Raw genomic sequence first — 23,950 nt, 5'->3', positions numbered from 1 at the left:
GGTCTCGCCAGACCGGGACCCGTGCCAGATCTTGTTTCAAGTGTTAAAAAGATCTCTCCTTACGTCGAGATGATAAGGATGAGGCTGAAGATACGACCGGACCTGAGACCTGAAAATCCGAAACCAATGTGCAATCTGAAATTTGTCAATCTGTAATCCCATGATCCTCCAGGCGGAACATCTGAACAAGTATTTCTACGACCCGAAGAAATTTCAGGTGCTGAACGACATCACCTTCCGGGTGGAGCGGGGCGAGTTTGTCTCGATTACGGGGAAGTCAGGATGTGGGAAGTCGACGTTGCTGTACCTCCTCTCGACGATGGATACCGACTACGAAGGTCGGATCATCATCGATGATGTGCCCGTGACAGGGAAGAAGCAGAACGAACTGGCGCAGTTCCGCAACGAGCGGATCGGGTTCATTTTCCAGTTTCATTACCTCCTGCCCGAATTTACGGCCCTCGACAACGTGATGATTCCCGGTCTGAAGCTGGGCAAGTACAGCCGCAAGGAGGTGGAAGCGCATGCCTACCACCGGCTGGAGCAGCTCGGCGTGGCCGAACACGCAAAGAAACGGGCCAACAAACTATCGGGCGGGCAGCAGCAGCGTGTGGCCATTGCGCGGGCGCTGATCAACGAGCCGGCCATCATCATGGGCGATGAGCCGACCGGCAACCTCGACTCCGCCAATACAGAGATTGTTTTCGAGATTTTTCGCCGCCTGGCCGACGAGCAGCGCCAGACCATCATCACGGTGACGCACGACGAAGATTTTGCCCGCCGCTCCGACCGGATCATCGAAATGAAAGACGGCGCGATTGTGTCGTGAAAATACAACGTCAGAAGGCGGTAGGGAGCGACCTTTGCCCGCATCATGCTCCATGTAACTACCGCTATGCGTGCTTCTGTCAAGTTTCTGATCGTGGGATGGTTCACCCTGCTTTGGGGCAGGGCGGTTGCGCAAGAAATTGAGCAGCCTGCCCGCTTCCTTCCCCTGCGGATTTCGGTCTTCAACGAAACCACCCATCTGCCTTCGTTTTCCCGGCTCGGCCAGCATCTGAATCCCGGGGTGTTGGTCGGGAGTGAGATCCGCTATCGCGAAAGAAAACACCATGCCTGGGTGCAAACCTGGAACATCGGCTATGCTGCCCATCGGCAATTACACACGACGTTGCTGGTCACCAGCGAGTTTACCTACCGCCTGAAGGTCAGTCACTTCGTCGCCGATATCAAAGCCGGGCCAGGGTACCTGCTCCACCGTTCCTACCTACCCGTGTACCGTGCCTACGGAACGGGCTACGAAAAAGCCTCGGCGTACGAAAACCGACTGGCGCTGACCAGTGGCCTAAGTCTCGGGTACCGGTGGGCCGGGGTGACTCCTTTTGTTGGCTACAACGTGATGGTGGAAGCACCTTTCCTGCGTAATGCCTCTCTATTCCTGCCGCATCAGCTCTTGCTGTTGGGCATTGTATTTCCTGTTTTGTGATCGCACCGATGAAAAAATCAGCGTATGTTCCGCTTCTGTTCGCGCTTGGGATAGGAGCCTGTCAGGAACTCGAGGTGGAAGCACCTGCACTTCCGTGTGGTACCGGCTACGGCACCCATCCGAAGCACGCCACCTACCAGGCATATCTGGACACTTACCGTCAGGAGACGCAGGCACCGGGTGTGGTGCTCTTGGTCGCCCGACCCGATCAGCCGTTGTGGGTGGGCAGTAGCGGCCAGGCCAATCTGGCGCACCAGGCCCCTTTTTGTACGGAGACGCCCTTCCGGCTGGGGAGCATCACCAAAGTGTACGTAGCGACCCTGATCATGAAGCTCCAGGAAGAAGGCCAACTCGCATTGGACGACCCCCTGCACAACGTACTGCCCGAAGTCGCGACCCGGATTCCTTCGGCCGAAAAGATCACGGTACGGCACCTGCTGGGGCATACCTCGGGCCTGATCGATCCACCCAACCAAAGCCTGCAGTACCAGGCCGATATTGTAAACGACCCGACTTGGTTCGGCAATATGTCGACGACCGAGTTGCTGGAAAAATACGTGTACGGAAAGGCGTTGCTTTTTGAGCCGGGCACGGCCTACAGTTACTCCAATCCGGGCTACTGGCTGTTGGGCAAAATTGCGGAACGCGTGGGGCAAAAGCCGCTGGCCGACCTGCTGTCCGAAAAGATCTTCACGCCTCTGCACCTGACCCACACCTACCTGGAAAAGCATCATAATCCGGACGTGAGCCGTGGGTACGCGGCTTCGACCGGAAGTAAGGTGAAGGACGTAACGCCGTGGGACGAAGCCGAAGGCGACGGAAAAGCCGCGGGCGGCATGATCAGCACTGCCGAAGACCTCTACCGTTTCTACGACGCGCTGTTTTCGGGGGTGCTGGTGTCACCGGCGTCGGTGGAGGCGATGAAAACCCAGCAGCTTCCCGATTGCGACGGAGTCGACTGCGAGTACGGGCTGGGACTGGAAATCTGGCACCTCGGCAACCAGACCGGCTACGGCCACAACGGCGCGCTGATCGGCATCGAGGCCAACGCGCTCTATTTTCCCGAGCGGAATACGATGCTGGTGCTCTACAAAAATTTGGGAGGCGGGTCCGACAAGTCGTTCCTCGAAGACCTCCTGTAGGACACGGACCAGACGCTTCGTTAGGTCCTCAATTTAGGCCGCTGCACCCGCCCATTGCCGCGCTTGAGCGCGCTCTTCCGGCTCGAAAAATTTGACGTCGGCCGAAGTGAAGGGTTTCATCAGTTTCGTAAACCAGTCGTGCCACTTCTTGGCGCCGACCACGGCAATGCGTCGGAAGTCGCTCGCGTGCTTGGCATCGAATTGCAGGTCTTCCCAGATGCCGCCCGGCGTCCAGCCGTCGAACTCCTTGAACTCCCAGTAGAGGTTGGCTTCGCCGTAGGTCTCTATTTTATTTTCCAGCAAGGGCAACAGTTGTTCGTAGTCGTGTTGGTCGAGTTTGCCGCTGATTTGCAGGGCGAGCGTTTTATCGTTGGTGGTAGGCAGGGAAGTATACATCGTTAAAAAAATTTGTTTCTTACTTTGGGTACGCGCCGTACGGCGAGGCGTTTCATCAGGCTTCGCGCTGACGGCAGTCCTAATCCAATTTTAATATGATTCAGGTCGATCAATTGCGCTTTCGCTACCCCGGCGCCCCGGCCGACACGCTCCACGGCCTTTCGTTCGACATTGCGCCCGGCGAAATCTTTGGCTTTCTGGGGCCCAGCGGCAGCGGCAAAAGCACGACACAAAAGATTCTCTACAAACTTCTGGACGGGTACCAGGGTGAGGTCCGCATCGACGGGAAATCCTTACGACAGTGGGGGAAAGAATTTTACGAGTTCATCGGGGTGGGCTTCGAACTACCCAACCACTACGCGAAGCTGACGGCGCGCGAAAACCTCCGCTTTTTCGGAGCTTTCTACAGTAAAAAAGCCTACGACCCGATGGAGCTGCTGGCGCGGGTCGGGCTGGCTGACGATGCCGACAAGCGCGTATCGGACTTCTCGAAGGGGATGAAAATGCGCCTCAACTTCGTGCGGGCCTTGTTGCACGACCCGCAGGTGTTGTTTCTGGACGAGCCGACGTCGGGCCTCGATCCGGTCAACGCGCGGCTGATCAAGGACTGGATTCTCGACCTGAAAGGGCAGAGCAAAACCATTTTCGTGACCACTCACAGCATGTACGACGCCGATACGCTGTGCGACCGCGTGGCGCTGATCATCAGCGGGGAACTGATGGCAATGGACCGCCCCGAGGCGCTCAAGTACCAGTACGGACAACGGAAGGTGCGCGTGCAGGTCGACGGCGAGTCGGCACCGCGCGAGTTTGCGCTGGCCGACCTGGGGCAGAACGATCAGTTTCTGGCGATTCTGCAGCGCAACGGCATCAGGACGATCCACTCTGAAGAGGCTACGCTAGAAGATGTGTTCATCAAAATTACCGGCACGGCCCTGACATGACCGCCCACACGCCACCGCTGCTACCCCATCTGCTAAAGTGGGAATTGGTGCTGCTTCACCGGCAGCAGATGATCGTCATTTCCTTGGTGACCGCCGCCGTCTACCTCGGCCTGTTTTACCTGTTGCGCAACCTCGGCTCGCTCGACCGGGTGCTGGTGCTGATGATCTACAACGACCCGGTCATCATGAGTTACCTGTTCGCGGGGGTGTTGCTCTTGTTCGAGAAAAACGAGAATACGCTGGCCGCCTTAGCGGTTTCGCCGCTTCCGATGCGGCAGTACCTCTGGTCGAAAGGCGTGGCGCTGACCCTCGTGGCGACCGGCACGGCGCTGGTGATGGCCTGGGTGGGCCACGGCTTCCGGTTGCAGTACGTGCCGTTCCTGATCGGGATGATCGGCTCGTCGTTGCAGTTTGCCTGGGTGGGCTGCGCGATGGGGGCACGGGCGCGCGACTTCAGCCAGTTTCTGCTGCGTTCCATCGGCGGGATGATCGTGGGAGCGGTGCCGTTTCTGGCGCTGTTCGACGTGTGGGACCATCCCCTCGTCTACCTGCTGCCGACCTATCCGGGTGTGCTGCTGTTGCAAGCGGCGTTCGAACCGATCACCCTCGGGCAATGGCTTTACAGCCTCGTCTACCTGGGACTCGGGCTGGTGGGGGCTTATCGTTGGAGTCAACAAACCCTGCAAACCGTATGAACCGACTCCTGCTCCTCGGTGCCAACGACTTCCGGATGGTGTTTCGCGATCCGATGTTGCGTCTATTTCTGTTCCTGCCGCTGCTCATCGTGGGGGGAATCGGCTGGGCGTTACCGCCCGTCCTCGACCGCTTTCCCGTCCTCGGCGACTACGGCTACGTCATTCTGATGTGGGCCTGTATGCAAACGGCCACCATGTTCGGGTTCATCAACGGGTTTGTGTTTCTGGAAGAGAAAGACGACGGCGTCTTCACGGCGCTGCGCATTATGCCCATCTCGGCGGCGATGCTGCTGGGTTTTCGGATGGCGCTAGGCGTGGTGATGACCACGGCGGTCAACCTGATCCTGCTGCTGCTCAATCCCGTCCTGCCGCTCGATCCGCTCACGGGATGGCTCGTGGCATTTCAGTTCAGCCTGCTGGCCCCGCTGTTTGCGCTGCTGGTGGCGGTGTTTGCCAAAAACAAGGTGGAAGGGCTGGCGCAGTTCAAAATCTACAACCTGGTACTGAACCTGCCCATTCTGATCTACTTCCTGCCCTACGGAGCGCTGCACGCCTTCGCCGTGGTGCCGACCTACTGGAATTTCCGCACCGTCGAGGCCCTGCACGAGGGCGCCTCGTGGCTCTCGTTTTACGGCATCGGGCTGGCATTCTACGGAATCTACTTTGTGGGACTGATCAGGTTATTCGAACGGCGGGTGTTCTGAGGAGAGGTGCTGGGGCGTGACGGATTTTAGTGCGTTATGAACTTACAAAAGGCATTATTCCTATTTCTTCAAATGGTCATTAATCCACTTCGTGATCTCATCAAAAGAAGCATTACCCGAAGCAATGTTGATCACAAAATCGTATTTCTCATCCTCGCTGGCTTCGATATCTAGGCCATGCATCATTAACTGTAATCTCATAATCGTATACCCTATTCGCTTGTTTCCATCTTGAAACGGATGATTGTTGATGAGACTTTCAGCCAATGCGGCAGCCTGCTCTACCACCGAAGGATATAAAAGTTTTTGGTCAAACGTCTGATAAGGACGCTGAATCGCTGATTCCAAAAGAGCCCGATCCCGAATCCCTTTCGATCCTCCAAATTTTTCAATTAGTACTTCATGAATCCTGATTACTTCTGTGATACTGATCACTGAGCCAGTCGTTTAAGAAGTTCTTGATCTTCGTTGAGAATCTTCGCAAGATTCGTGGTCAACTTCACATGGTGAGCAGATTTATCAAGAACCCCCTTCAGGTAGATAAGTACCTCATCCGATACCTCATCAGGTAACCTATCGACTATCTTGTGTATCTCAGTTTTTACCTCTTCTTTGTTCATAAACTTTCCAGTACATTCTTTCGCTGAAAATACAATTTTTTAGCCATTCCGACGAGAGTTGATAAAGGTCTACGTTTCGCAGACGCTTGAAAAGTCAATCGGGGGAGAGTCCTCTAGCCATGCGAATCCGGCCGTTGAGGCGCGTAGACAAAAAGGAAGTTACGCTTTTTCACAGCTGTAGTAATGGTTTTCGCCCTCGTCGGCAAACTCGCCGACCACACGAATGCCGTGTTGTGCCAGTACGTCGCGGTACGTTTCCCTGCCCAGCGATGCGGACGGCCGCCCCGTCATCACATCTACCCATTCGACCGGCTGCGAGGGCGACGTGAACAGGAGTTTTCCGCCCGGCTTCAGGTGCCGGGCTATTTTTGCAAGCAGCGCAACTTGCGTCTCTGGAGGTAACAAAAACACCAACCCCCATGCGACGATCCCGTCGAAGATCAAGCCGTAAAACGAGGATGCTTCCACAGACTCACAGCGGATTTCGTGATGGGGAAAGTGCTTTCTGAATTGCGCGACCAGGGTAGGCGATGCATCAATGCCGTAGACGGTCAACTTCTGGTCGATCAAGGTTTTGGAGATCGGCATGCCGGAACCGCATCCCAGGTCCAGTACCGTAGCTCCGGCCGGGAACGAGGCGGCCCAGCTTTTTACTTCCGGCACGCCAATGCGGTTGGTGGCGTTTCCACGGACGTTGACAAACGCCCGCGCGACTTTCTCATACCCATTGGAAGAATCCATGCCTGTTTGCGTCTGGGCTTTTTTAGTGACGGGGAACGGTTCTATTGATGACAACAGGGACTGAGTCTTGTAGATTCCTTTCTGCTTTGCTCTCTTTTTGTCTGAATTTTAATGCTTCGGAATTTCGTTCATTTCGGTCAGGATGATGGGTGCCCCGTCGGTGACGATGAGGGTATGTTCGTGTTGCGCCATAAATCCACCCTTGTTGCCGACCATCGTCCAGCCGTCGCGTAGCGTCCTGGCGTATGTGGAGCGGGTCGAGATGAACGTCTCCACGGCGACCACCGAGTTTTTTTTGAAGCGCTGGCGGTTCGAGCGGTCAGGGTAGTTGGCAATTTCACTCGGCTCTTCGTGAAGACTCCGGCCGATGCCATGCCCGGTAAGGTTCTTGATGACGCGGTAACCGCGTTTCTTCGCTTCCGTTTCAATCAGCGCTCCGATGTGAGCGATGCGGACGCCACCTTTGATGTGGCTGATTGCCTTGTTCAAAATCGCGATGGAGGAGTCGACCAGTGCCTGATGACGATGGACGTCCTCTCCGAGAACGAAGGAAGCGCCGTTGTCGGACCAGAATCCATTGAGTTCCGCCGAGACATCGATGTTGATGAGGTCGCCTTCGCTTAAAATCCTTTTTTTCGAAGGGATGCCGTGGCAAAACTCTTCGCCGACACTGATGCAGGTCCACCCCGGGAATTGGTAGGTCTGGAACGGCGCGGAGGTTGCGCCGAAGCTCCTCAACAGGTCGGCCCCGTAGTCGTCAAGTTGTTTCGTGGACATGCCGGGTTGGGCGTAGCGCTTCATTTCTTTTAGGGTACAGGCGACCACGTCGCTTACCTTTTGCATCCCGATTACTTCCGCTTCTGTAGTGATTGACATAATTGGATTTTGTAGTTGAATCGTTACGCTTGCTATTGGCCAGCAATCATGCCTTCCAGTTCTTCTTGGTCTATGTCAGAGTCGTTCTTGAATTGAAGTAGTTCATCTAGCCACTCTTTCGCAAAATCTCTTTTTGCTATGCTGCTGGTTATCGGCCGATTGTAGGGCCTGTCGTCAAATGCGCTAATCAGTAAACTGTTCATCAGATCTACCGATATGTCTTTTTTTAAAGGATGAATTTTTCTGTTCTCTAAGCCTCTAAGTATACTCTCTTGTGTTGCCCGATCAGGAGTGATTTTGACTTTTTGAATGGCGTTTAGTACTAACACTGTGGGTTTGATATGCTCCAGTTCATAGGCCTGCATTCTACAATGCCCATCAATAATTACAAATGAGTCTAATGCGCTGATAAACCAGGCCAGCACAGGAGGACACGTTCCTTCTCTCACTTTTTTTCTCCACCATTTCGTTCTTCCGTTGTCTTCAGAAGGTTGACTTTTTAATGATAAAAGTGGGGAGGTATTTCTAAAATCCCAATCAATCCAAAGGGGTCTTTGCGGATAAAATACTTTCTCCGAATTAAATCTTTTCCAATGCTTTGAGCTGAAGGGAGAAACATGGCTCTCATCATGTAGAGCAACAGACAATTCCCATGTCCCATTGTAAAAAATGGTAGCGTTGGACTTGCTTAACGCATCTAGAAAAAACTTTCCCCAATACGTGAGCCTTTCTCGTTCGGTTTGATGTTCTAACGATCGTTCTACATCGTTTGAGGTTATCGGTGTTATGGGAGCTTCGACTTTGTTCCATTCAAATTGGTTTCGTAAGTACCAACAACCATAATAATCTGAAGCAACTCGGCCCCAGGCAATAGGCATGTTATCGTGCTGGATTTTAAATTTCAAACCACTGCCTGCCATGACTCGGATTGCTGGTTTGGTAGCTTCGCTGATCTCAATCTCTAATTGAGGCCATCTGTCTACATTAGTGTTGGTATCCTTCCAATAGAGCTTCATCGTAAGCACAACTTTTCGTTTCCACGTAAAAGTAACGCGTTGCCATTTGTCTTCGGTTGAACCCCACATGGTGTAACGAGTCTTTGTATAGAATAGGCACTCTTTCTGCTGACGAATTTCCTGAAAAAAGATACCCCCACACAAGAGGCGGACGGAAGCGCTCTTTCGTGGGGGCATATGCCTATGTTCTGAACAGACGGACGACGCGGCCACCGCCCGGTTCGTTCCGGTTTAGCGTGCGTATTGCGCTTCCGACACCTGTTCCATCCAGTCGACGACCTTGCCGTCCACTTCCTCCTGAATGGCGATGTGGCTCATGGCTTTAGTGGGGGAGGCGCCGTGCCAGTGTTTTTCATCCGGTGCAAACCAGACCACGTCGCCTGGACGAATCTCTTCGATGGGACCGCCTTCGCGCTGTACCCACCCCAGTCCCGACTGCACGATCAGCGTCTGTCCGGCCGGATGGGTATGCCAGGCGGTGCGGGCGCCCGGCTCAAACGTGACCAGCGCACCGGCAGCTTTGGTGGCTTCTTTTTTGGAGAATAGAGGATCGATGCGCACTGCACCCGTAAACCAGTCGTCCGGTCCTTTGACCGAGGGCTGTGCTCCGTTTCGGATAATTTCCATGATGGTAAAAAGTTGAAAGTTTCAGATAAGCGGCCTCAACCAGAAACGTAAGCTTCCCTGATCGAGGCCACTCTTATTTATTTGGCGTAGACCGGGAATTTGCTGGCCTCGCCGTAGTCTTTGATGGGTTCCAGGTTGATCAGGGTATGCATGTCCTCTTCGGAGATGACAAAATCGACCTCGGCGTTGGACCGCATGTGGTCCGGATTGGCCGTCTTAGGCAGGGGCAGAAGTCCCAGCTGCAGGTCATACCGAATGCCCAGTTGAGGTACCGAAACACCGTATTTTTTGGCGATTTCTTTTACCGCTTCGTTTTTCAGTAATTCCCCGTGCCCGATGGGCGAGTAGGCTTCCACCAGCATGCCGTTGTCCTGGCAGTGTTGAATCAGTTCGTGCGGGGTGTTGCTGATGTGCGCCAACACCTGATTGACCATGGGTTGGATGGTGCAGGACGACAGGATGTTGTCGACGTCCGCAATTTCAAAGTTGGAAAGCCCGATGGCCCGCAACTTTCCGGCCTGGTAGGCTTCTTCTAGTGCTCGCCACGCCTCCCGGTTACCTTCGAAGTACGGATCGCTGCCCTGGAACTCTTTCCACGGTTTCGGGCTGTGGATGATCATCAGGTCAATGTAGTCGAGTCCCAGTTTTTGGAGGGATTCATCGATGGCCGCCACGGCTTCTTTGTAGGATTTTATTTCGGCGGCCAGCTTGGTGGTTACGAACAACGCGTCTCGTTTCACCCCACTGGCGCGGAGGGCTTTGCCCACGCCGCTTTCGTTCTGATACGCCTGTGCGGTGTCGATGTGCCGATACCCCAGGGCAATGGCCCCTTTTACCGCCTCTACCACCGCCTCGTTATCGATCAACCAGGTCCCCAGACCTAGTTTGGGAATTTCCACGCCGTTGGAGAGCGTATAGTTCTCTTGTAATGTCATGATTGAAATTGTTTTTTTAGTTGACTAAAAAGTGGCCGCATCAATTACGTACCGATACCGGGCTTCTTTGTTCACCACCTTCGCCCATGCGTCGTTGATGTCTGCGGCCTTGATCACTTGAATCTCCGGCCGGATGCCGTTGTCGGCGCAGTAGTGCACCACTTCCTGCGTTTCGGGAATGCCGCCGATCAGCGACGAATTGAAGTGAACCCGGCTTGCCGCCAGGGCTAAATTGTTCAGAGTAATTTCGGACGCATTGGGCATGCCCACGAACGTGAAATGACCGAACGGTTTGACGCACGCCACATAGGGTGCTACGTTGAACTGATACGGAATGGTACAGATCAGGTAGTCGAGCGTTTTGCCATACGGTTGCAGGCTTTTGAACGACTCATCCACCACGATGACCTCTTTCGCGCCGAACGATTTGATGTCGTCTACCTTGTCTGGCGAGGTCGTAAACGCATAGACCTCCGCGCCTTTCGACACGGCAAGTTTAACGGCCAGGTGGCCTAGTCCGCCGATGCCCACCACGCCCACTTTGTCACCTACCTGGAAGTGCGCTTTCATCAGGGGCGAGTAGGTCGTGATGCCTGCGCACAGCAACGGCGCGGCTTCTGCGAAGCTGATGTGTTCCGGAATGTGGACCGCGAAATGGTCGCGTACCACCAGTTTGTTGGCATAGCCGCCCTGCGTGATGCCGGTAGGTTCAGCTTCTGCAGGAAACCCGTAGGTAAATTTGGTTTCACCACGGTCGCAATAATGCTCCTCGCCGTGGGTACAGCTTTCGCATTCCATGCAACTGTCGACCATGCAGCCGACCCCGGCGCGGTCGCCCACCTTGAACTTGGTGACGTTTTTGCCCACGGCCGACACGATGCCCACGATCTCGTGTCCCGGCACCTGAGGATACTGCTGTGGTCCCCAATGGCCTTTCTCCTGGTGGATGTCGGAGTGGCAAATGCTTGCGTATTTGATGTCGATCAAAATGTCGTCGTCGCCGACGGGTCTGCGCTCAAATTCCCAGGGACTCAAGGTTCCGGATTCGTCCAGGGCAGCGTAGCCTCTGGTTTTTATGTTCTTACTCATTGGTTTTGCGTTCGGATGGTGTGCAAAAAGGGGTAGCGTGGGCGTCAGAAGGATCCCTGTCCCGACGAGGGCCGATTGTTGCAGGAATTGCCTTCTGGATGAATTCAGGCTGGATGCTTCCATGATCTATGGCGTTCGTGTTACGTATGCGTTGTGTGCCCCGGTCCGGCTTTCGAAAGCGGCTCAGCCGCATTGGCCCTTCTCCCCGGAGGTATGCCCCGAGAGCCGAGGCTGTTGTCGCTTCAGAGCGGGGAAGTGGTCGTCTGCAAAAAGCGCCTGTCGGTGCCGGATGGAGCCACCGAACCGGTAAGTCGCCCCGGATTGCTTATTCCGATTTCCTTACAGGTAGCGTAAGAAAATCAAATAGAACAACTGGGACTTAGCCTATGAAAAAATTAGCTTTCTTTGCCGTTTCGGTGAATTAATTCGCAAAAGTGCCTGAATCCATCCGGAATGAAGTACTAAGATTCAAACCAAAATGTATGAAATTCAAACCAAGTAAAAAGTGGTAAACGCACCCCTTATGCGCTTACTCCGCGGCAGCGTACACCTCGTCCGTAACGGGCTCCATCCAGTCGACGATACCTTTATCGGTATTCGTAACGATGTAAAGTTGCTGCATGCCGGTGTCCGGACTCGCGCCGTGCCAGTGCCTCGTATTCGGCGGGCATTGCGCGACATCGCCCTTGCGGAGCGTTTCTCGCGGCTGACCTTCGATCTGGTGATAGCCCACCCCATCGGTGATGATCAGGATTTGCCCGCCCGGGTGGGTGTGCCAGTTGCTCCGCGCACCGGGTTCGAAGTAGACGTTCCCTACGACAGTGTTGTAGGTGGAATCGTTCGGCACCAGTCCGTAGTTCCAGGCTTTGCCGGTGAAGTTCTGCGTAGGTCCTTGCTCCCCTTTGGGGAAAATGGCTTCCGGCTGCGTGTCGCCCGCCGGAGATGTGCACCCGAGGGGCGCTAGAAACAAGAGCGTGAGAGAAGCAAGAAGGGCGGGGGTACTGCATTTTTGATTCATAATCCGGCTGATGTATGTGTAAACTGGTTTTTTCTACGTTACAGGGGGCTTGACCGACCCGCTGATTTTTGCGGGGGCATGAGCGGGCCTCTGTCATTACTCCAATGCCAGCGTAACCGGTACGTCTCCCGAACCCAGGGCGTCGGTCAGTCCCGTTACGTCGTCAAGCTTCCCGAGCCGCGTGTAGCGATACGATGTGGAAAAGGTTTGGTAAAACAGCACGACTGTATCATCGCCGTACAGCATTAGGTCGCCCGCTTGAATCGTACCGGGATGCGCGGCGTCGGTCGGCAGGGGAGCGGGGAGAGTACCGTACTTTTCGTTATGGTTCAGTTCGCGCATCGTGAGATGCAGCGGCAAGCGCGCTTTGAGGGTCGCAGTCGTGGCGTTGTCGTAGAGCGTGGCCGTAAACACAACCTTGCCTACCGTTATTTTCAGCTTCATGGTGTCCGTAGGGGGCGTTTGGTGTATAGCATCCGTCCCGTCGTAGTCCGTACAGTCCCCCAAGGGGACGCCGAACAAGCTGACAAAGAGGATCAGGAGGGCTTTCATGAGGCAGATTGCTCCGTGAGGTGTTTGAGTACCCGAGCCGGTACGCCCCCCACGACCGTATTGGCAGGGACATCTTTTGTAACGACCGCACCCGCCGCCACAACCGCATTTTCGCCGACCGTGACGCCGGGCAGAATGGTCGCGCCCGCCCCGATCCAGACATTTCGCTTGATGACCACGCGCTGAGGCACCAGCACTTTCCGGTTCGTGGGGTCCACCGGATGGTTCTCCGAGGTGAGGTTAACCCGGGGGCCGATCATCACCTCGTCTTCGATGGTGATGCCGCCCAGGTCCAGGAAAGAGCAGCCGTGGTTGATGAACACGTTCCGCCCCAGCTGAATAAAGCGCCCGAAGTTGGTGTGAAAGGGCACAAACAGGGTGGTACTGTCGTCTACTGGCGTGCCGATCAACTCGCTCAAACGCTTCCGGATCTGTTCAACGTTGGTAGAGGCATTGAGGGCCGCCGACAGGGCCATCGTTCGGGCAACGGCCTCTCCAATCCGCGTGTACTGCGGATCGTCCATCGGAATGGGAACGCCCGCCTGAAGGCGCTCAAAAATATCAGTCGTGTCCATACAGGTCTGGTGTTCGTCACATGATAGAAATACCCGGTGCCTTATCGGTACGCAGGCTTCTCCACAAAGGTGCTCGTTCAGACCGTGCGAGGGGTAAAGAAATTCAAATCAATGGATAAGAATTTCAAACGTGTTGGATGCGCAGGGCGGTGGGTGTGGTGCCGGTCAGGCGTTTGAAAAAGTTGTTGAAGTAGGTCGTGTACTCGAAACCGAGGGCGTAGGCAATGTCCGCCACGTTCCAGTCGGTGTGTTGCAGGAGGGCCTTGGCCTCGCTGGCCATGCGTTCGGTGATGTGGGCGGTAGTGGGCTTGCCGGTCACCTCCTTTACGGCCCGGTTGAGGGTATTGACGTGTACCGCCAGGTGTTGGGCATAGTCCTGGGCCGAGCGCAGTTGCAGCGGTTGGTCGGCACTTTCGATGGGAAACTGCCGCTCCAGCAGCTCCAGGAACACGGCCGTCAGGCGGGAGGCGGCGTTCTTGTGCTGGTCGTAGTGTTCGGAGGGCTCCATTTTCATCGCCTCGTGGAGAATCAGGTGGATGTAATTGCGGATCAGGTCGTCCTTAAACGAATAATCCGACTGCTGTTCCTCGATCATCTTCTCGAAAATGCCGTTGAGAAACAGGCGCTGCTGCTCGGTGATGTGTAGCACGGGCGTCCCACCCAACTTGAACAGCGGCGACTGTTGCAGGCTCTCGGAGCGCTCTGCCTGTTTCAGAAAATCTTCGGAGAAAAGGCACGTGTACCCCTTGTAGGTAGTCGAAAGCGTTTCCCAGGAGTAGGGAATGTGGGGGTTGCCGAAAAACAGAATGGTGCCGTCCATCTCGAAACTCCGGTCGGCGTAGTGGATGCTACTCTTCCCCGTCGTCAGGCAGATTTTGTAAAAATCCTTCCGGCTGTAGGTGCGCGTCGCGTTCCCGTCCGATTCAATCTGGAAGACTTTAAAGCCTTTTAACTTCAGTTCGTTGTTGAAGTCAGAAACCGAGCGTGCCATTTTGTTTTTCATTCTGCAAAATAAGAAAATCAAACGAAGATAATCGTAAGACCAATCATGAGCTCCGTTACGATGACCTACGCACAACGAACGTGTAGCTCCTGGTAAAGGAACATCGGCTGTTTTCCGTTGTACGAGCGATACACAAGACTCATGTTGCCCTAACTCATCCGTTCGCTTTTTACCCAATCTATCGTACCTTGTCCGCTCGAAACGACAACCAAGCGCTGTCGCTCCTGAGGGCCTGGGTCGTTTATAGTAGTGCGTGCTTGTATGCAACAACTCTTCCGTGAAGCCCATCGGGCCGACCTGCCACAACTCCACGAGGTACGTTGTTCGGTCAACGAAAATGTGCTGTCGAATCCGGCCCGGATCACGGATCAGGACTACGAAGCCTACCTGTGGATGCGTGGTAGGGGGTGGGTTTGCGAAGCAGATGGGCGGATCGTGGGTTTTGCTGTAGTCGACCTACAAGCGCACAACGTCTGGGCTTTGTTTGTCCGGCCCGCGTACGCAGGGCAGGGCATTGGCAAGCATCTACACCACCAGATGCTCGACTGGTACTTTCGGCACACTACGGTGCCGCTTTGGCTAAGTACCGCTCCGGGGACGCGTGCAGAGGCATTTTACCGTCGGCAGGGGTGGCACGACGTAGGCAGACATGGCGCGCACGAACTTAAGTTTGAGATGACGTTTGAGGCGTGGCAAACGCACAGGCGCTCCCCCGGAAAACCAATCCTTTCGCAAATCCCTACCCTTATGGCGAACGCTATTATCCCTTTGATGATCCTGGTGGCCGGGCCATACCGCTCCGGTACGAACGATGACCCGACCCTCATCGAAAAAAATGTACACCACATGGAAGAGACCGCCCTGGCCCTCTACCGGATGGGCCACCTGCCCGTGCTGGGCGAGTGGTTCGCGCTGCCGCTGATCAAGACGGCGGGTTCCACCGCCATGGGCGATGCCATCTGGAACGAGTTGTTTCATCCGGTGGCCATCCGGCTCATCGATAAGTGCGACGCCATTTTGCGCATCGGCGGGCCTTCGGGTGGAGCCGACGAAATGGTCCGCATCGGGCAGGAGCGGGGCAAGCGGATTTTGCACAGCCTCGACGAGCTGACCCCGGCATAAACCGAAGAAGGCGGTCTCTTTGTGGGGCAATTACTTGATCAGCGCGAAAATGTCGCCCACGGGAATCTGCTGCGCGTAGGTGTTGGCGTTCGTCTCCGAAACCTTCGTGAAGTTGAGCGTCAGCAGCGTTTGGTTGGACGGAATGCTGATGTTGATGGCGAGCGGGTCGGAGCCCTCTTCTTTTTCGTACATGCCTTTGTAGCCATCGACTTTAATCACCTTGTTTCCGGCGGCCACTGCGATCAGCGGACTGGCCAGGAAGGTGGTTACACCCGCCAGAAGGGGCGAGTCGTTCATCAGGTTCACTTCGATGCGTTCCGATTTGTCGGCCGATTCGTAGATGCGTTGAATGTAGATGCCCGTAAAACCGGCCGAGGTGTGGGAGTCCTGCGTCGTGACGGCCTGCAGATCGCCCAGCGCAGCGGGCAGCATTTCCAGAATCTGCTGACCGATGATTTTGTCGACTTCCGCCAGCGCCTGTTGCAGGGCCACGCGGGTGTTGTCCAGCTTCTTGCCGTTGTACTCCGTCTGCGCCGTTTTCAGGTAACGGTTGGCATCCTGGTTGGCCGTGGCGTTGCTGGTTTTGTCCATCAGAAGCGCTTCGAACGTGCTTAGCTGAAACGCTTCCATCGCCGCCATCACTTCGGCCTCGTCGCCGAAACCGTCGCATTCCAGCACAAAGGCCGACGACTGGGCAAACGGAATGCCCAGCCGGTACTCGTTGCCGCCGTCGAAAAACAGCGTGCCGCGGTTGCCCTGCACCGTGACCGATTTCTGGTTGTCGTCGTTGGTGGCGTAGTTTCCGCTCAGCATCATGCCGTAGGCACCCAGCGCCGAATTGTTTCCCACGGTCGCGGTGATTTGCCGGCTGCCCTTCTGGTACGTGCGGCTGATGACCAACCCCACGAAGCCAATGCCCGTGCTGACCACGCCGTCTTCGTCCGCTTCGTAGGCCAGGCCGCTGACCTGCGTGGGCATAGCTTCCAGAATCTGATAGCCGATTTCCAGCTCGACGCCGCGGGTCGCTTCTTTGATGTCGTAGCGCGCATTGGCGTACTGGCTGGCTTCCAGGGCGGTCAGGGCGTTGCTCAGGTTATCGGTAACGCTCGGGGGCGTCAACTTTTTCCCTTTGGTCGTGGAGGTGTTTTCGGACGATTCGGCGGGCGCATTTGTGTCGGATTCGTCTTCGCCCAGCATTTTGTCGACGATTTTTTTTTCGAGTCGGCGTTTCAGGGTGCCGAGTTGTGCGTGGGTCGTCGACGGAACAAGGAACAGCATCACGACGCACATCGCGAGAAATTGAGGTACTTTTTTCATGGGAGGGAGGTAATGATTAGGTAGATAATCCATTCCGGAAGTGCAGGAAAGAGGAGCTTGGAGGGCCTGCGCTTGCCAGCAGGCAAGTTAGGAAAAAGGGTGTTTCGTGGCAATATCAGCGGTTGCGTGCCCCACCGTATCCTCGTGCGACTGCCTGAAATTCAGTGCGATGGGCTCAGAAAAAGCGTTCGGTTAGGAGGTGAGATTCAGGTCGATTGTGTCGCAATTGGGCAGGAGGTGGCAGAACTACGAGAATCTCTGTACTTTGGCCCGCGCCTGACCCAAGGCGTTTTAACCCACCTCATGCCGTATACCGAATGAAACGCTACTTTTCCCTACTTTTTGGTTTGCTATTGACTACTTCGCACCTGATGAGCCAAGACCTGACACTCCCGCTGTGGACGGGCGCCATTCCCAACGCTAAAAAATCGAACGAAACCGAAAAGGTCGAGAAATCGGGCATCGCCTGGGTGACTCAGGTGCAGGAGCCAAACATCGCCGTCTACCTGCCTACCAAACAAAGTGCGACCGGGCGCGCTGTGGTGATCTGTCCCGGCGGCGGCTACGCCGGACTGGCCTACGACTGGGAAGGTACCGACATTGCCAAGTGGCTGAACGCCAAAGGCATCGCGGGCATCGTGCTGAAGTACCGACTGCCCAGTGACAAGACCAGCGAGGTGCGTTACAAAACACCGCTGATGGATGCAGAACGGGCCCTCCGCCTGACGCGGCAACACGCCAAGGAGTGGAACCTTGATCCCACCAAAGTCGGCATCATGGGCTTTTCGGCGGGAGGCCACCTGGCTTCTACCGTGGGGACGCACTTCGATCAGAATGCCTCGCCGGTGAAGGATGCTGCCGGGCAACTGAAATCACGCCCCGACTTCATGATCCTGATCTACCCGGTCATCACCATGAAAAAAACGTTGACGCACGGCGGCTCGCGCGATAACCTCCTGGGACCCAACCCCGACGAGGCGCTGGTTGAAACCTACTCGAACGAAATGCAGGTGAAAGACAACACCCCGCCGACGTTCCTCCTGCACTCTGCCGACGACGGCGCCGTGCCGGTCGAAAACAGTCTGATGATGTACCAGGCGCTCAAAGACAAAAAAGTCCCTGTCGAAATGCATCTGTTCCCCACGGGCGGGCACGGCTTCTCGCTGGCCATCGGGAAAGGGCACCTGCAAACCTGGCCGGAAGTGCTCTATGCCTGGCTCCAAAGCCTGGACGGTGAATGAGAACAGCGCCTGACGCGACCCATTCCCTTAATTCCAACCGGGTGCGACTGTACGAAACCGGGGCGGTGCTGGGGACGGCGCTCGGTAAGTTTGTGTTTCTGGATTACCTGCAATGGCGATTGGGGTTTGTGTTGGTCATCATCGTCGCCTGGACCGCGTACCTGTTATATCGCCGACAAAAGACGTCTGGTGTCCTCCGCCACTGGGGCTTCCGAACCGATAATTTGGGGGTGGTGCTCCGGCGCGTGCTGCCGTTCGGCCTGGCGGCAGTCGCTGCGTTTTTCATCGTGGGTTACGTTCGGGGCACGGTGCATCTGACGTGGCATGTCTTCCCCATTCTGGTGCTGTATCCGCTGTAGGGCACCATCCAGCAATTTTTGATCATTGGGTTGGTTGCCGGAAATGTACAGGACGTATACGGCGACCGACTTCCTCGCTGGAGGATTATCCTGGGAACGGCCGTGCTGTTTGGCGGGGTGCATTATCCGTCGGGGTGGCTGATGCTCGGCACGTTTGTGCTGGCCCTTTTTTACGGGTGGATTTACCTGCGCGAGCGCAACGTCTACGTGCTGGGCATCTTCCACGGCTGGCTCGGCGGTTTGTTTTACTACACCGTGCTGGACCGCGATCCGTTTCTGGAAACCTTCGGCAAACTAGTTGTGAGTCAGGGAATAAGCTCGCAAGCGTACATCGCACTGTGGCCGTAGATCGAGGGGTGTTCTGCCAATTTGTTCACCTGCGCAAAGCCGAGTTGATCGGCCAGCTTTTCCAGGCGGGCGAACGAGAGGGGATAGGGCACCCACCGGTTGGCATGCTCCGTGTCGTATTCTACCAACAGAAAGTGCCCCTGTGGCGTAAGGTGCGCCTGCGTACGCCGGAGAAATGCCGCCTGGTTGTGAACGTAATGCAGCGAATTGGCCATCAGTACACCTTCCAGGTCGGTCCAGAGCAACGGCTGGCGCACAAAATCCCGCTGAAGAAACTCCAGCGTCACCTCGCCCTCGGCAGAGGAACGCAGTGTTTGCCGCTCCTTGTCCACGCAGAAAATACGGCTCCCCGACGGAAGAAAAGAGGCCAGTGCCTGACTGAAAAGCCCGCTGCCGCAGCCCAGGTCGGCCCATTGTTGAGGAAAATCGGTTGGCAGGGTAGCGGAGGCAAGCAGGCGAATGGCTTCTTCGAGCGACATAAAAAAAGTGGATGCGTAGGTGCGAATCCCGAAAACTAAGCAAACCCCTGCGTATTGTTCCATTTTTTCTTTTTAAGGGGCAACTCGGAACAGAAGGGCGTAAGGGAAATATAACTCGCAGGACATCATCACGTTAAGAATAAAACGCTACTTTTCTTCTCACCTCAACCCGGCAATCCCATGCCCCAACGCATACAACTTCAGGTCAACGGCCAACGGCACGAGGCCGAACTGGAACCGGAAATGCCACTCCTCTACTTCCTACGCAACGAGTTGCAACTGAACGGACCGAAATACGGCTGTGGCCTGCAACAGTGCGGCTCTTGCATGGTACTGCTCGACGGCAAAGCGCAGCCCTCGTGTGTGCTGCCGGTGGTGGCGGCACAGCAACACAGCATCACGACCCTGGAAGGACTGGGCACCGCCGAGCGCATGAACAGAGTGCAACGGGCCTTTGTGGAAGAACAGGCGGCGCAGTGCGGCTACTGCCTCAACGGGATGATCATCTCGGCGCAGGCGCTCCTCGACGCAACGCCATCACCCTCGGAAGAGGAAATTAAAACGGCCCTGGCGCGGGTGTTGTGCCGCTGCGGTACGCATACGCGCATGATGCGGGCGGTGCAGCGGGCGGCCCGTCACCTTCAGTAAATCTTTTTTTCTGATGAAGCACGTTACTCCCTTTTCTGCCGTAGACCGGCGCACGTTTCTGCGGCAGTCGGGCTGTCTGGCCATCGGTTTCAGCCTGTTTCCTGCGAGTGCCTGTTCCTCCCACACGAACGAAGGCGATCAGACGCAGCAGGCGGAAACGTTGCAAGAAGAGCTCGCCGACGCCGATCACATCAACGCGTGGCTCCGGCTGCGCGAAGACAATTCCGTTACGGTCCTGACCGGAAAAATCGAGATCGGACAAGGAGTGCTCGTTGCCTTGCGTCAGATTGCGGCCGAAGAGCTAGACGTACCCCTGGCGCGGGTCGAGGTCGTGATGGCCGATACGGGACAAACCCCCGACGAGCGCTACACGGCCGGCAGTGCCTCCATCGAAAGCAGCGGCATGGCCATTCGGCAGGCGGCGGCCGAAGCACGGCAGCAACTTCTGGAACGGGCCGCCCAGCGATTCAACGTTCCGGTAGCGCAATTGTCGGTCACCGACGGCACGGTACGCGTCGCCCAGGGAACAGGCGAAGTGACGTACGGAGCCCTACTAGCTGGCGAACAGCTTACCGGCAAAATTTCGGGGAAGGCGCCGCTGAAAAATCCACAGACGTATCGGCTGGTCGGGACGCCGCAGCACCGCCCGGAAATCGTGGCGATGGCAACCGGCGCCCCGGGCTATGTCCACGACCTGCGCTTGCCCAACATGGTACACGCGCGCGTCCTGCGTCCGTCGGTCTACCGCGCCACATTGCAGTCGCTACTGGAAGACAAAATCAAGGCAATGCCGGGTGTGCTCCAACTGGTACGGGACGGAAACTTTGCGGCCGTTCTCGCCGAAGGCGAATACCAGGCCATTCGGGCGTGGCAGGTATTAAAGGCGGAAGCCACCTGGCAGGAACCGGAACCGTTGCCGGAGCAACAACACCTCTTTCGGGATATTCCAAACCGCGTCACGCGTTCCGAAACCGTAGAAAACGCCCCTGATCTGGACAAAGCGCTTGACCGGGCCACGACGCGCTGGGAAGCGACGTACGAACGACCTTACCACCTGCACGGCTCCATCGGTCCGTCGTGCGCGTTGGCTGAATGGAAAGACGAGCGTCTGACGGTCTGGACGCATTCGCAGGGCGTCTATCCTCTGCGCGATTCCATTGCTCAAATGCTGCAACTGCGCGAAGGTCAGGTCCGCGTGATCGGCGTGCGCGGTTCGGGCTGTTACGGCCACAACGGTGCCGACGACGTGGCGGCCGACGCGGCCCGCCTGGCGCTGGCGCTGCCCGGGCGTCCGGTGCGCGTGCAGTGGATGCGTGAAGACGAACACGGCTGGGAACCCTACGGTTCGGCGATGGTACTGCAACTGCGTGGCGGGCTGGACGCCACCGGGAAGATTGTCGCCTGGGAGACGCAACTCTGGACCGACGCACACAGCCACCGCCCCGGCGGCAACGCGGCCGAACTGCTGGCCGCGCAGTACCTGGAAAATGCCCATCTTCCCCCCGACGAAGGTGGTTACCTGGGCGGTGGCTACCGTAACGCCACGCCCTTTTACCAGATTCCGTCGGTACACATCGAAGCCCATCAGTTTGTCGGTCCGCTACGCGTCTCGGCATTGCGCAGCCTGGGGGCTTACGCCAACATCTTCGCCCTCGAATCGTTCATGGACGAACTGGCCGTGCGGGCCGGAGACGATCCGGTGGCCTTTCGGCTGCGGCATTTGCAGGACGAACGGGCGCGGGCCGTCATCGAGGAAGTGGCCCGGCAGGTACAGTGGCAGGCGCAACGCCCTGAACAGGGCAGGGGCTGGGGCGTTGCGTTTGCCCAGTATAAAAACCGGGCGGCTTACTTTGCCGTGGCGGCCGAAGTGGCCTACGATGCAGAAAAGCGCGACTTGCGGGTACTGCGGCTGGTCGGGGCCATCGATGCCGGGCAGGTGATCAACCCCGACGGCCTGAAAAACCAGACGGAAGGGGGCATGGTGCAGTCGACCAGCTGGACGACCTTGGAACAGGTCACCTGGAACGAGACCCGCATCACAAGCCGCGACTGGGAATCGTATCCCATCCTGCGCTTTCCGCACCTCCCCAAGGTGGACGTCACCGTACTGGACCGACCCGAACTGCCCCCGCTCGGCGCGGGCGAAGCCGCCCAGGGACCCACCGCCGCCGCCATTGCCAACGCCGTGTACCGCGCCACCGGCACACGCGTCCGCGAACTGCCCATCACGGCTGCCAGGTTGTGAGAAAAGATGCGCACAAGCCAGTGCGTAGAATGTCGGTTTTTTACAAGGGATTTTCTGCGCCCGTTCCGAAATTTAACACGCTCCTGGAGGTTCGTTCCTGAGACAACCCTCGGACACGGGTGCCGTCCATAGGTACCCGTGTCCGACGGCCCACTGCCTTGTATGCCTACTCAGATACAGGCGATTTCTGGCCTGCCTATGCTGTACTTCTCGGGTCGCTTTCTGCCACCGCCCGTGACCCTTTGGGGCCTCTTTTGCCACCAATCGTTTTCTTTTCTCCCCATCCTTATGAAAAAGCTCTTCTCTTTTCTCTTGTCAGGTGCTTTCGTTTTCGGCGTAGTCACTGCGACGTACGCCAACAACATTCAGGTTACCAACATTTCGCTCGAAAACCTGAACAATACCAACCAGACGGTCATGATCCAGTTCGATGTCAGTTGGGAAAATTCCTGGCGGGTCAGTGCCGGTCCGTCCAATTGGGATGCCGCCTGGCTGTTTGTGAAGTACCGCGCCAACAGCGGCGACTGGCAGCATGCCCTCCTGACCGGCACCGCACCGAATGTCGGCGGCGCTACGGTCTCCGTAGTGCCCGATAGCGTCGGGGCATTTCTGTACCGCAGCGGCAATGGCTCCGGCAACGTTGACTACACCGGCGTGCAACTGGAATGGGACTACGGCAGCGGCGGCGTGACGGAATCGGACGTGCTGGACGTGCAGGTCTTTGCTATCGAAATGGTCTACGTACCCCAGGGCGCTTTTTACGTCGGGGGCACCACGGGCAGTGAAGTGAATAAGTTCTACGCCGGAGGGGGGCTGTCGTCCGTCTCGTATCAGGTCACCTCCGAATCCGCCATTACCGTCGCAAATACGGCCGGAAACCTGTATTACGACGTAGAAAGCGGTAGCACCGGTGGCGACCAGACCGGTACGTTGGGTGCCGATTATCCCAAAGGATACGGGGCGTTCTATTGCATGAAGTACGAAACCTCGCAGGCGCAGTGGGTCGCGTTTTTCAATACACTGACCGCAGCGCAAAAGGCCAATCTGGACATTACCGGGGTAACTGGCAAGAACACAGATGCCGAATCGGTTCGCAACGGAGTCGCCTGGTCGGGAGGTTCGGCGAGTGCGACCACCACGTTCCCGGATGTGGCCGCCAATTACATCGCAAATCTCTACGTGGCGGCTTACCTGGACTGGGCAGGACTCCGACCCATGACCGAACTGGAATACGAAAAGGCGTGTCGGGGACCGGTGGCACCCAAAGCGGGCGAATTTGCGTGGGGTAGCGCCAACATCGGGACCGAAGCGTATACCCTGAGCAACCCGGGGCAACCGACGGAATGGATTACCAATCCCGCCGAAGGGGCCGGTAATGCTTGGTACCAATCGACATATGGTAGCACCTCAGGCCCGATACGGAACGGCATCTTTGCGGCTAGCGCGGTGCACAAGAACCGGGAAGAAACCGGGGGCAGCTACTACGGCATCATGGAGCTTACAGGAAACTTATACGAGCGGTGTATTTCTGTAGGGATTGTACAGGGGCGCGTCTTTACGGGACAGCATGGCAACGGAAGCCTGACCATCACGGGGAGTCACGACGTAGCTGCCTGGCCGGTTGGCAACGAAGGGATTGCCTACCGGGGCGGCTCTTACGCCAATGCATCGGAGTATTTGCGGCTTTCGGATCGTTACGATGCCGCTTCTGTCCTGACGGGTGGCAATTCGCGCATTGGGTTCCGAGGCGTGAGAACGGTTTTCTAAACGTC

General features: G+C 56.5%; 27 protein-coding genes. 13 read left to right on the top strand and 14 right to left on the bottom strand.

Annotated elements, in window-relative coordinates:
* The first annotated feature begins 160 nt into the window (after positions 1–160).
* The 3 genes from BLR44_RS24350 (at position 161) to BLR44_RS24340 (ending at position 2,628) form a co-directional block, all read left to right on the top strand.
* Entirely contained in the window at positions 161–829 is a 669-nt protein-coding gene (locus BLR44_RS24350) for an ABC transporter ATP-binding protein (protein WP_089687127.1), read from the top strand.
* A gap of 66 nt (positions 830–895) precedes the next feature.
* Positions 896–1,486, top strand: coding sequence for a hypothetical protein (locus BLR44_RS24345; protein WP_089687124.1), 591 nt, complete (start codon positions 896–898; stop codon positions 1,484–1,486).
* A gap of 8 nt (positions 1,487–1,494) precedes the next feature.
* A complete protein-coding gene (locus BLR44_RS24340) occupies positions 1,495–2,628 on the top strand; it encodes a serine hydrolase domain-containing protein (RefSeq protein WP_089687121.1) in 1,134 nt (377 codons plus the stop codon).
* 33 nt (positions 2,629–2,661) lie between these two features.
* On the opposite strand, the gene BLR44_RS24335 is transcribed toward BLR44_RS24340, so the two are convergent.
* The gene (locus BLR44_RS24335; RefSeq protein WP_089687119.1) at positions 2,662–3,024 is read right to left on the bottom strand and encodes a SpoIIAA family protein; all 363 of its coding nucleotides are present in this window, start codon (positions 3,022–3,024) and stop codon (positions 2,662–2,664) included.
* A gap of 95 nt (positions 3,025–3,119) precedes the next feature.
* On the opposite strand from BLR44_RS24335, the gene BLR44_RS24330 reads away from it, so the two are divergent.
* Genes BLR44_RS24330 through BLR44_RS24320 form a run of 3 tightly spaced genes read left to right on the top strand, consistent with a single transcriptional unit; the run spans position 3,120 to position 5,367 of the window.
* On the top strand, positions 3,120–3,968 hold the full coding sequence (locus tag BLR44_RS24330) for an ABC transporter ATP-binding protein (protein ID WP_089687116.1): 849 nt from the start codon (positions 3,120–3,122) through the stop codon (positions 3,966–3,968).
* Positions 3,965–4,663, top strand: a complete 699-nt coding sequence (locus BLR44_RS24325) for a fluoroquinolone export ABC transporter permease subunit (protein ID WP_089687115.1) — start codon at positions 3,965–3,967, stop codon at positions 4,661–4,663. Before BLR44_RS24330 ends, BLR44_RS24325 begins: the two co-directional genes overlap by 4 nt.
* A complete protein-coding gene (locus tag BLR44_RS24320; RefSeq protein ID WP_089687112.1) occupies positions 4,660–5,367 on the top strand; it encodes a hypothetical protein in 708 nt (235 codons plus the stop codon). The genes BLR44_RS24325 and BLR44_RS24320 overlap by 4 nt, the downstream gene beginning before the upstream one ends.
* Positions 5,368–5,427: 60 nt before the next feature.
* Here BLR44_RS24320 and BLR44_RS24315 read toward each other — a convergent pair whose 3' ends face one another.
* The 11 genes from BLR44_RS24315 to BLR44_RS24260 form a co-directional block, all read right to left on the bottom strand.
* A complete protein-coding gene (locus BLR44_RS24315; protein WP_089687110.1) occupies positions 5,428–5,802 on the bottom strand; it encodes a type II toxin-antitoxin system death-on-curing family toxin in 375 nt (124 codons plus the stop codon).
* Positions 5,803–6,146: 344 nt separating this feature from the next.
* Complete coding sequence (locus tag BLR44_RS24305; protein ID WP_089687106.1) at positions 6,147–6,728, bottom strand: class I SAM-dependent methyltransferase; 582 nt, start codon at positions 6,726–6,728, stop codon at positions 6,147–6,149.
* Positions 6,729–6,836: 108 nt separating this feature from the next.
* Entirely contained in the window at positions 6,837–7,604 is a 768-nt protein-coding gene (gene map, locus BLR44_RS24300; protein ID WP_089687104.1) for a type I methionyl aminopeptidase, read from the bottom strand.
* Positions 7,605–7,636: 32 nt separating this feature from the next.
* Positions 7,637–8,620 (bottom strand): hypothetical protein, encoded by a 984-nt coding sequence (locus BLR44_RS28715; RefSeq protein WP_143017450.1) that lies wholly within the window; start codon positions 8,618–8,620, stop codon positions 7,637–7,639.
* A gap of 231 nt (positions 8,621–8,851) precedes the next feature.
* A complete protein-coding gene (locus BLR44_RS24290; RefSeq protein ID WP_089687099.1) occupies positions 8,852–9,247 on the bottom strand; it encodes a (R)-mandelonitrile lyase in 396 nt (131 codons plus the stop codon).
* Between the two features lie 77 nt (positions 9,248–9,324).
* Positions 9,325–10,182 carry an aldo/keto reductase gene (locus BLR44_RS24285; protein WP_089687097.1) on the bottom strand — a complete coding sequence of 286 codons (858 nt, stop codon included), beginning with the start codon at positions 10,180–10,182 and terminating at the stop codon, positions 9,325–9,327.
* A 24-nt stretch (positions 10,183–10,206) separates the two neighbouring features.
* On the bottom strand, positions 10,207–11,271 hold the full coding sequence (locus BLR44_RS24280; RefSeq protein ID WP_245706161.1) for an NAD(P)-dependent alcohol dehydrogenase: 1,065 nt from the start codon (positions 11,269–11,271) through the stop codon (positions 10,207–10,209).
* Positions 11,272–11,800: 529 nt separating this feature from the next.
* Complete coding sequence (locus tag BLR44_RS24275) at positions 11,801–12,289, bottom strand: cupin domain-containing protein (RefSeq protein WP_089687093.1); 489 nt, start codon at positions 12,287–12,289, stop codon at positions 11,801–11,803.
* Positions 12,290–12,385: 96 nt separating this feature from the next.
* Positions 12,386–12,733, bottom strand: a complete 348-nt coding sequence (locus tag BLR44_RS24270; RefSeq protein WP_245706160.1) for a cyclophilin-like fold protein — start codon at positions 12,731–12,733, stop codon at positions 12,386–12,388.
* 104 nt (positions 12,734–12,837) lie between these two features.
* Positions 12,838–13,416: a DapH/DapD/GlmU-related protein gene (locus BLR44_RS24265; RefSeq protein ID WP_218127175.1), complete on the bottom strand. Its 579-nt coding sequence runs from the start codon at positions 13,414–13,416 to the stop codon at positions 12,838–12,840.
* A gap of 124 nt (positions 13,417–13,540) precedes the next feature.
* Entirely contained in the window at positions 13,541–14,407 is an 867-nt protein-coding gene (locus BLR44_RS24260) for a helix-turn-helix domain-containing protein (RefSeq protein ID WP_245706159.1), read from the bottom strand.
* Positions 14,408–14,680: 273 nt separating this feature from the next.
* Here BLR44_RS24260 and BLR44_RS29220 point away from each other — a divergent pair, with 273 nt between their 5' ends.
* On the top strand, positions 14,681–15,541 hold the full coding sequence (locus BLR44_RS29220; RefSeq protein ID WP_245706158.1) for a GNAT family N-acetyltransferase: 861 nt from the start codon (positions 14,681–14,683) through the stop codon (positions 15,539–15,541).
* Between the two features lie 30 nt (positions 15,542–15,571).
* On the opposite strand, the gene BLR44_RS24245 is transcribed toward BLR44_RS29220, so the two are convergent.
* On the bottom strand, positions 15,572–16,858 hold the full coding sequence (locus BLR44_RS24245; RefSeq protein WP_143017449.1) for a hypothetical protein: 1,287 nt from the start codon (positions 16,856–16,858) through the stop codon (positions 15,572–15,574).
* A gap of 317 nt (positions 16,859–17,175) precedes the next feature.
* On the opposite strand from BLR44_RS24245, the gene BLR44_RS24235 reads away from it, so the two are divergent.
* The 3 genes from BLR44_RS24235 to BLR44_RS24225 are packed head-to-tail and all read left to right on the top strand — an operon-like array spanning position 17,176 to position 18,806.
* On the top strand, positions 17,176–18,099 hold the full coding sequence (locus BLR44_RS24235; protein WP_089687084.1) for an alpha/beta hydrolase: 924 nt from the start codon (positions 17,176–17,178) through the stop codon (positions 18,097–18,099).
* Positions 18,096–18,458: a hypothetical protein gene (locus tag BLR44_RS24230; RefSeq protein ID WP_143017448.1), complete on the top strand. Its 363-nt coding sequence runs from the start codon at positions 18,096–18,098 to the stop codon at positions 18,456–18,458. Before BLR44_RS24235 ends, BLR44_RS24230 begins: the two co-directional genes overlap by 4 nt.
* Before the next feature lie 18 nt (positions 18,459–18,476).
* Positions 18,477–18,806, top strand: coding sequence for a CPBP family intramembrane glutamic endopeptidase (locus tag BLR44_RS24225; RefSeq protein WP_176956193.1), 330 nt, complete (start codon positions 18,477–18,479; stop codon positions 18,804–18,806).
* Here BLR44_RS24225 and BLR44_RS24220 read toward each other — a convergent pair.
* Positions 18,764–19,285, bottom strand: coding sequence for a methyltransferase domain-containing protein (locus BLR44_RS24220; protein WP_176956192.1), 522 nt, complete (start codon positions 19,283–19,285; stop codon positions 18,764–18,766). The genes BLR44_RS24225 and BLR44_RS24220 overlap by 43 nt on opposite strands.
* 180 nt (positions 19,286–19,465) lie before the next feature.
* On the opposite strand from BLR44_RS24220, the gene BLR44_RS24215 reads away from it, so the two are divergent.
* The 3 genes from BLR44_RS24215 (at position 19,466) to BLR44_RS24205 (ending at position 23,945) form a co-directional block, all read left to right on the top strand.
* A complete protein-coding gene (locus tag BLR44_RS24215) occupies positions 19,466–19,933 on the top strand; it encodes a (2Fe-2S)-binding protein (protein ID WP_089687075.1) in 468 nt (155 codons plus the stop codon).
* A 13-nt stretch (positions 19,934–19,946) separates the two neighbouring features.
* Positions 19,947–22,178, top strand: a complete 2,232-nt coding sequence (locus tag BLR44_RS24210; RefSeq protein ID WP_089687073.1) for a xanthine dehydrogenase family protein molybdopterin-binding subunit — start codon at positions 19,947–19,949, stop codon at positions 22,176–22,178.
* A gap of 288 nt (positions 22,179–22,466) precedes the next feature.
* Positions 22,467–23,945: an SUMF1/EgtB/PvdO family nonheme iron enzyme gene (locus tag BLR44_RS24205; protein ID WP_089687350.1), complete on the top strand. Its 1,479-nt coding sequence runs from the start codon at positions 22,467–22,469 to the stop codon at positions 23,943–23,945.
* Positions 23,946–23,950 lie beyond the last annotated feature (5 nt).

It is taken from the genome of Catalinimonas alkaloidigena (assembly GCF_900100765.1).
Taxonomy (GTDB): Bacteria; Bacteroidota; Bacteroidia; order Cytophagales; family Flexibacteraceae; genus Mooreia; species Mooreia alkaloidigena.
Note: the sequence above shows the minus strand (reverse complement) of the source record. Positions and strands in the feature narration are given on the sequence as shown.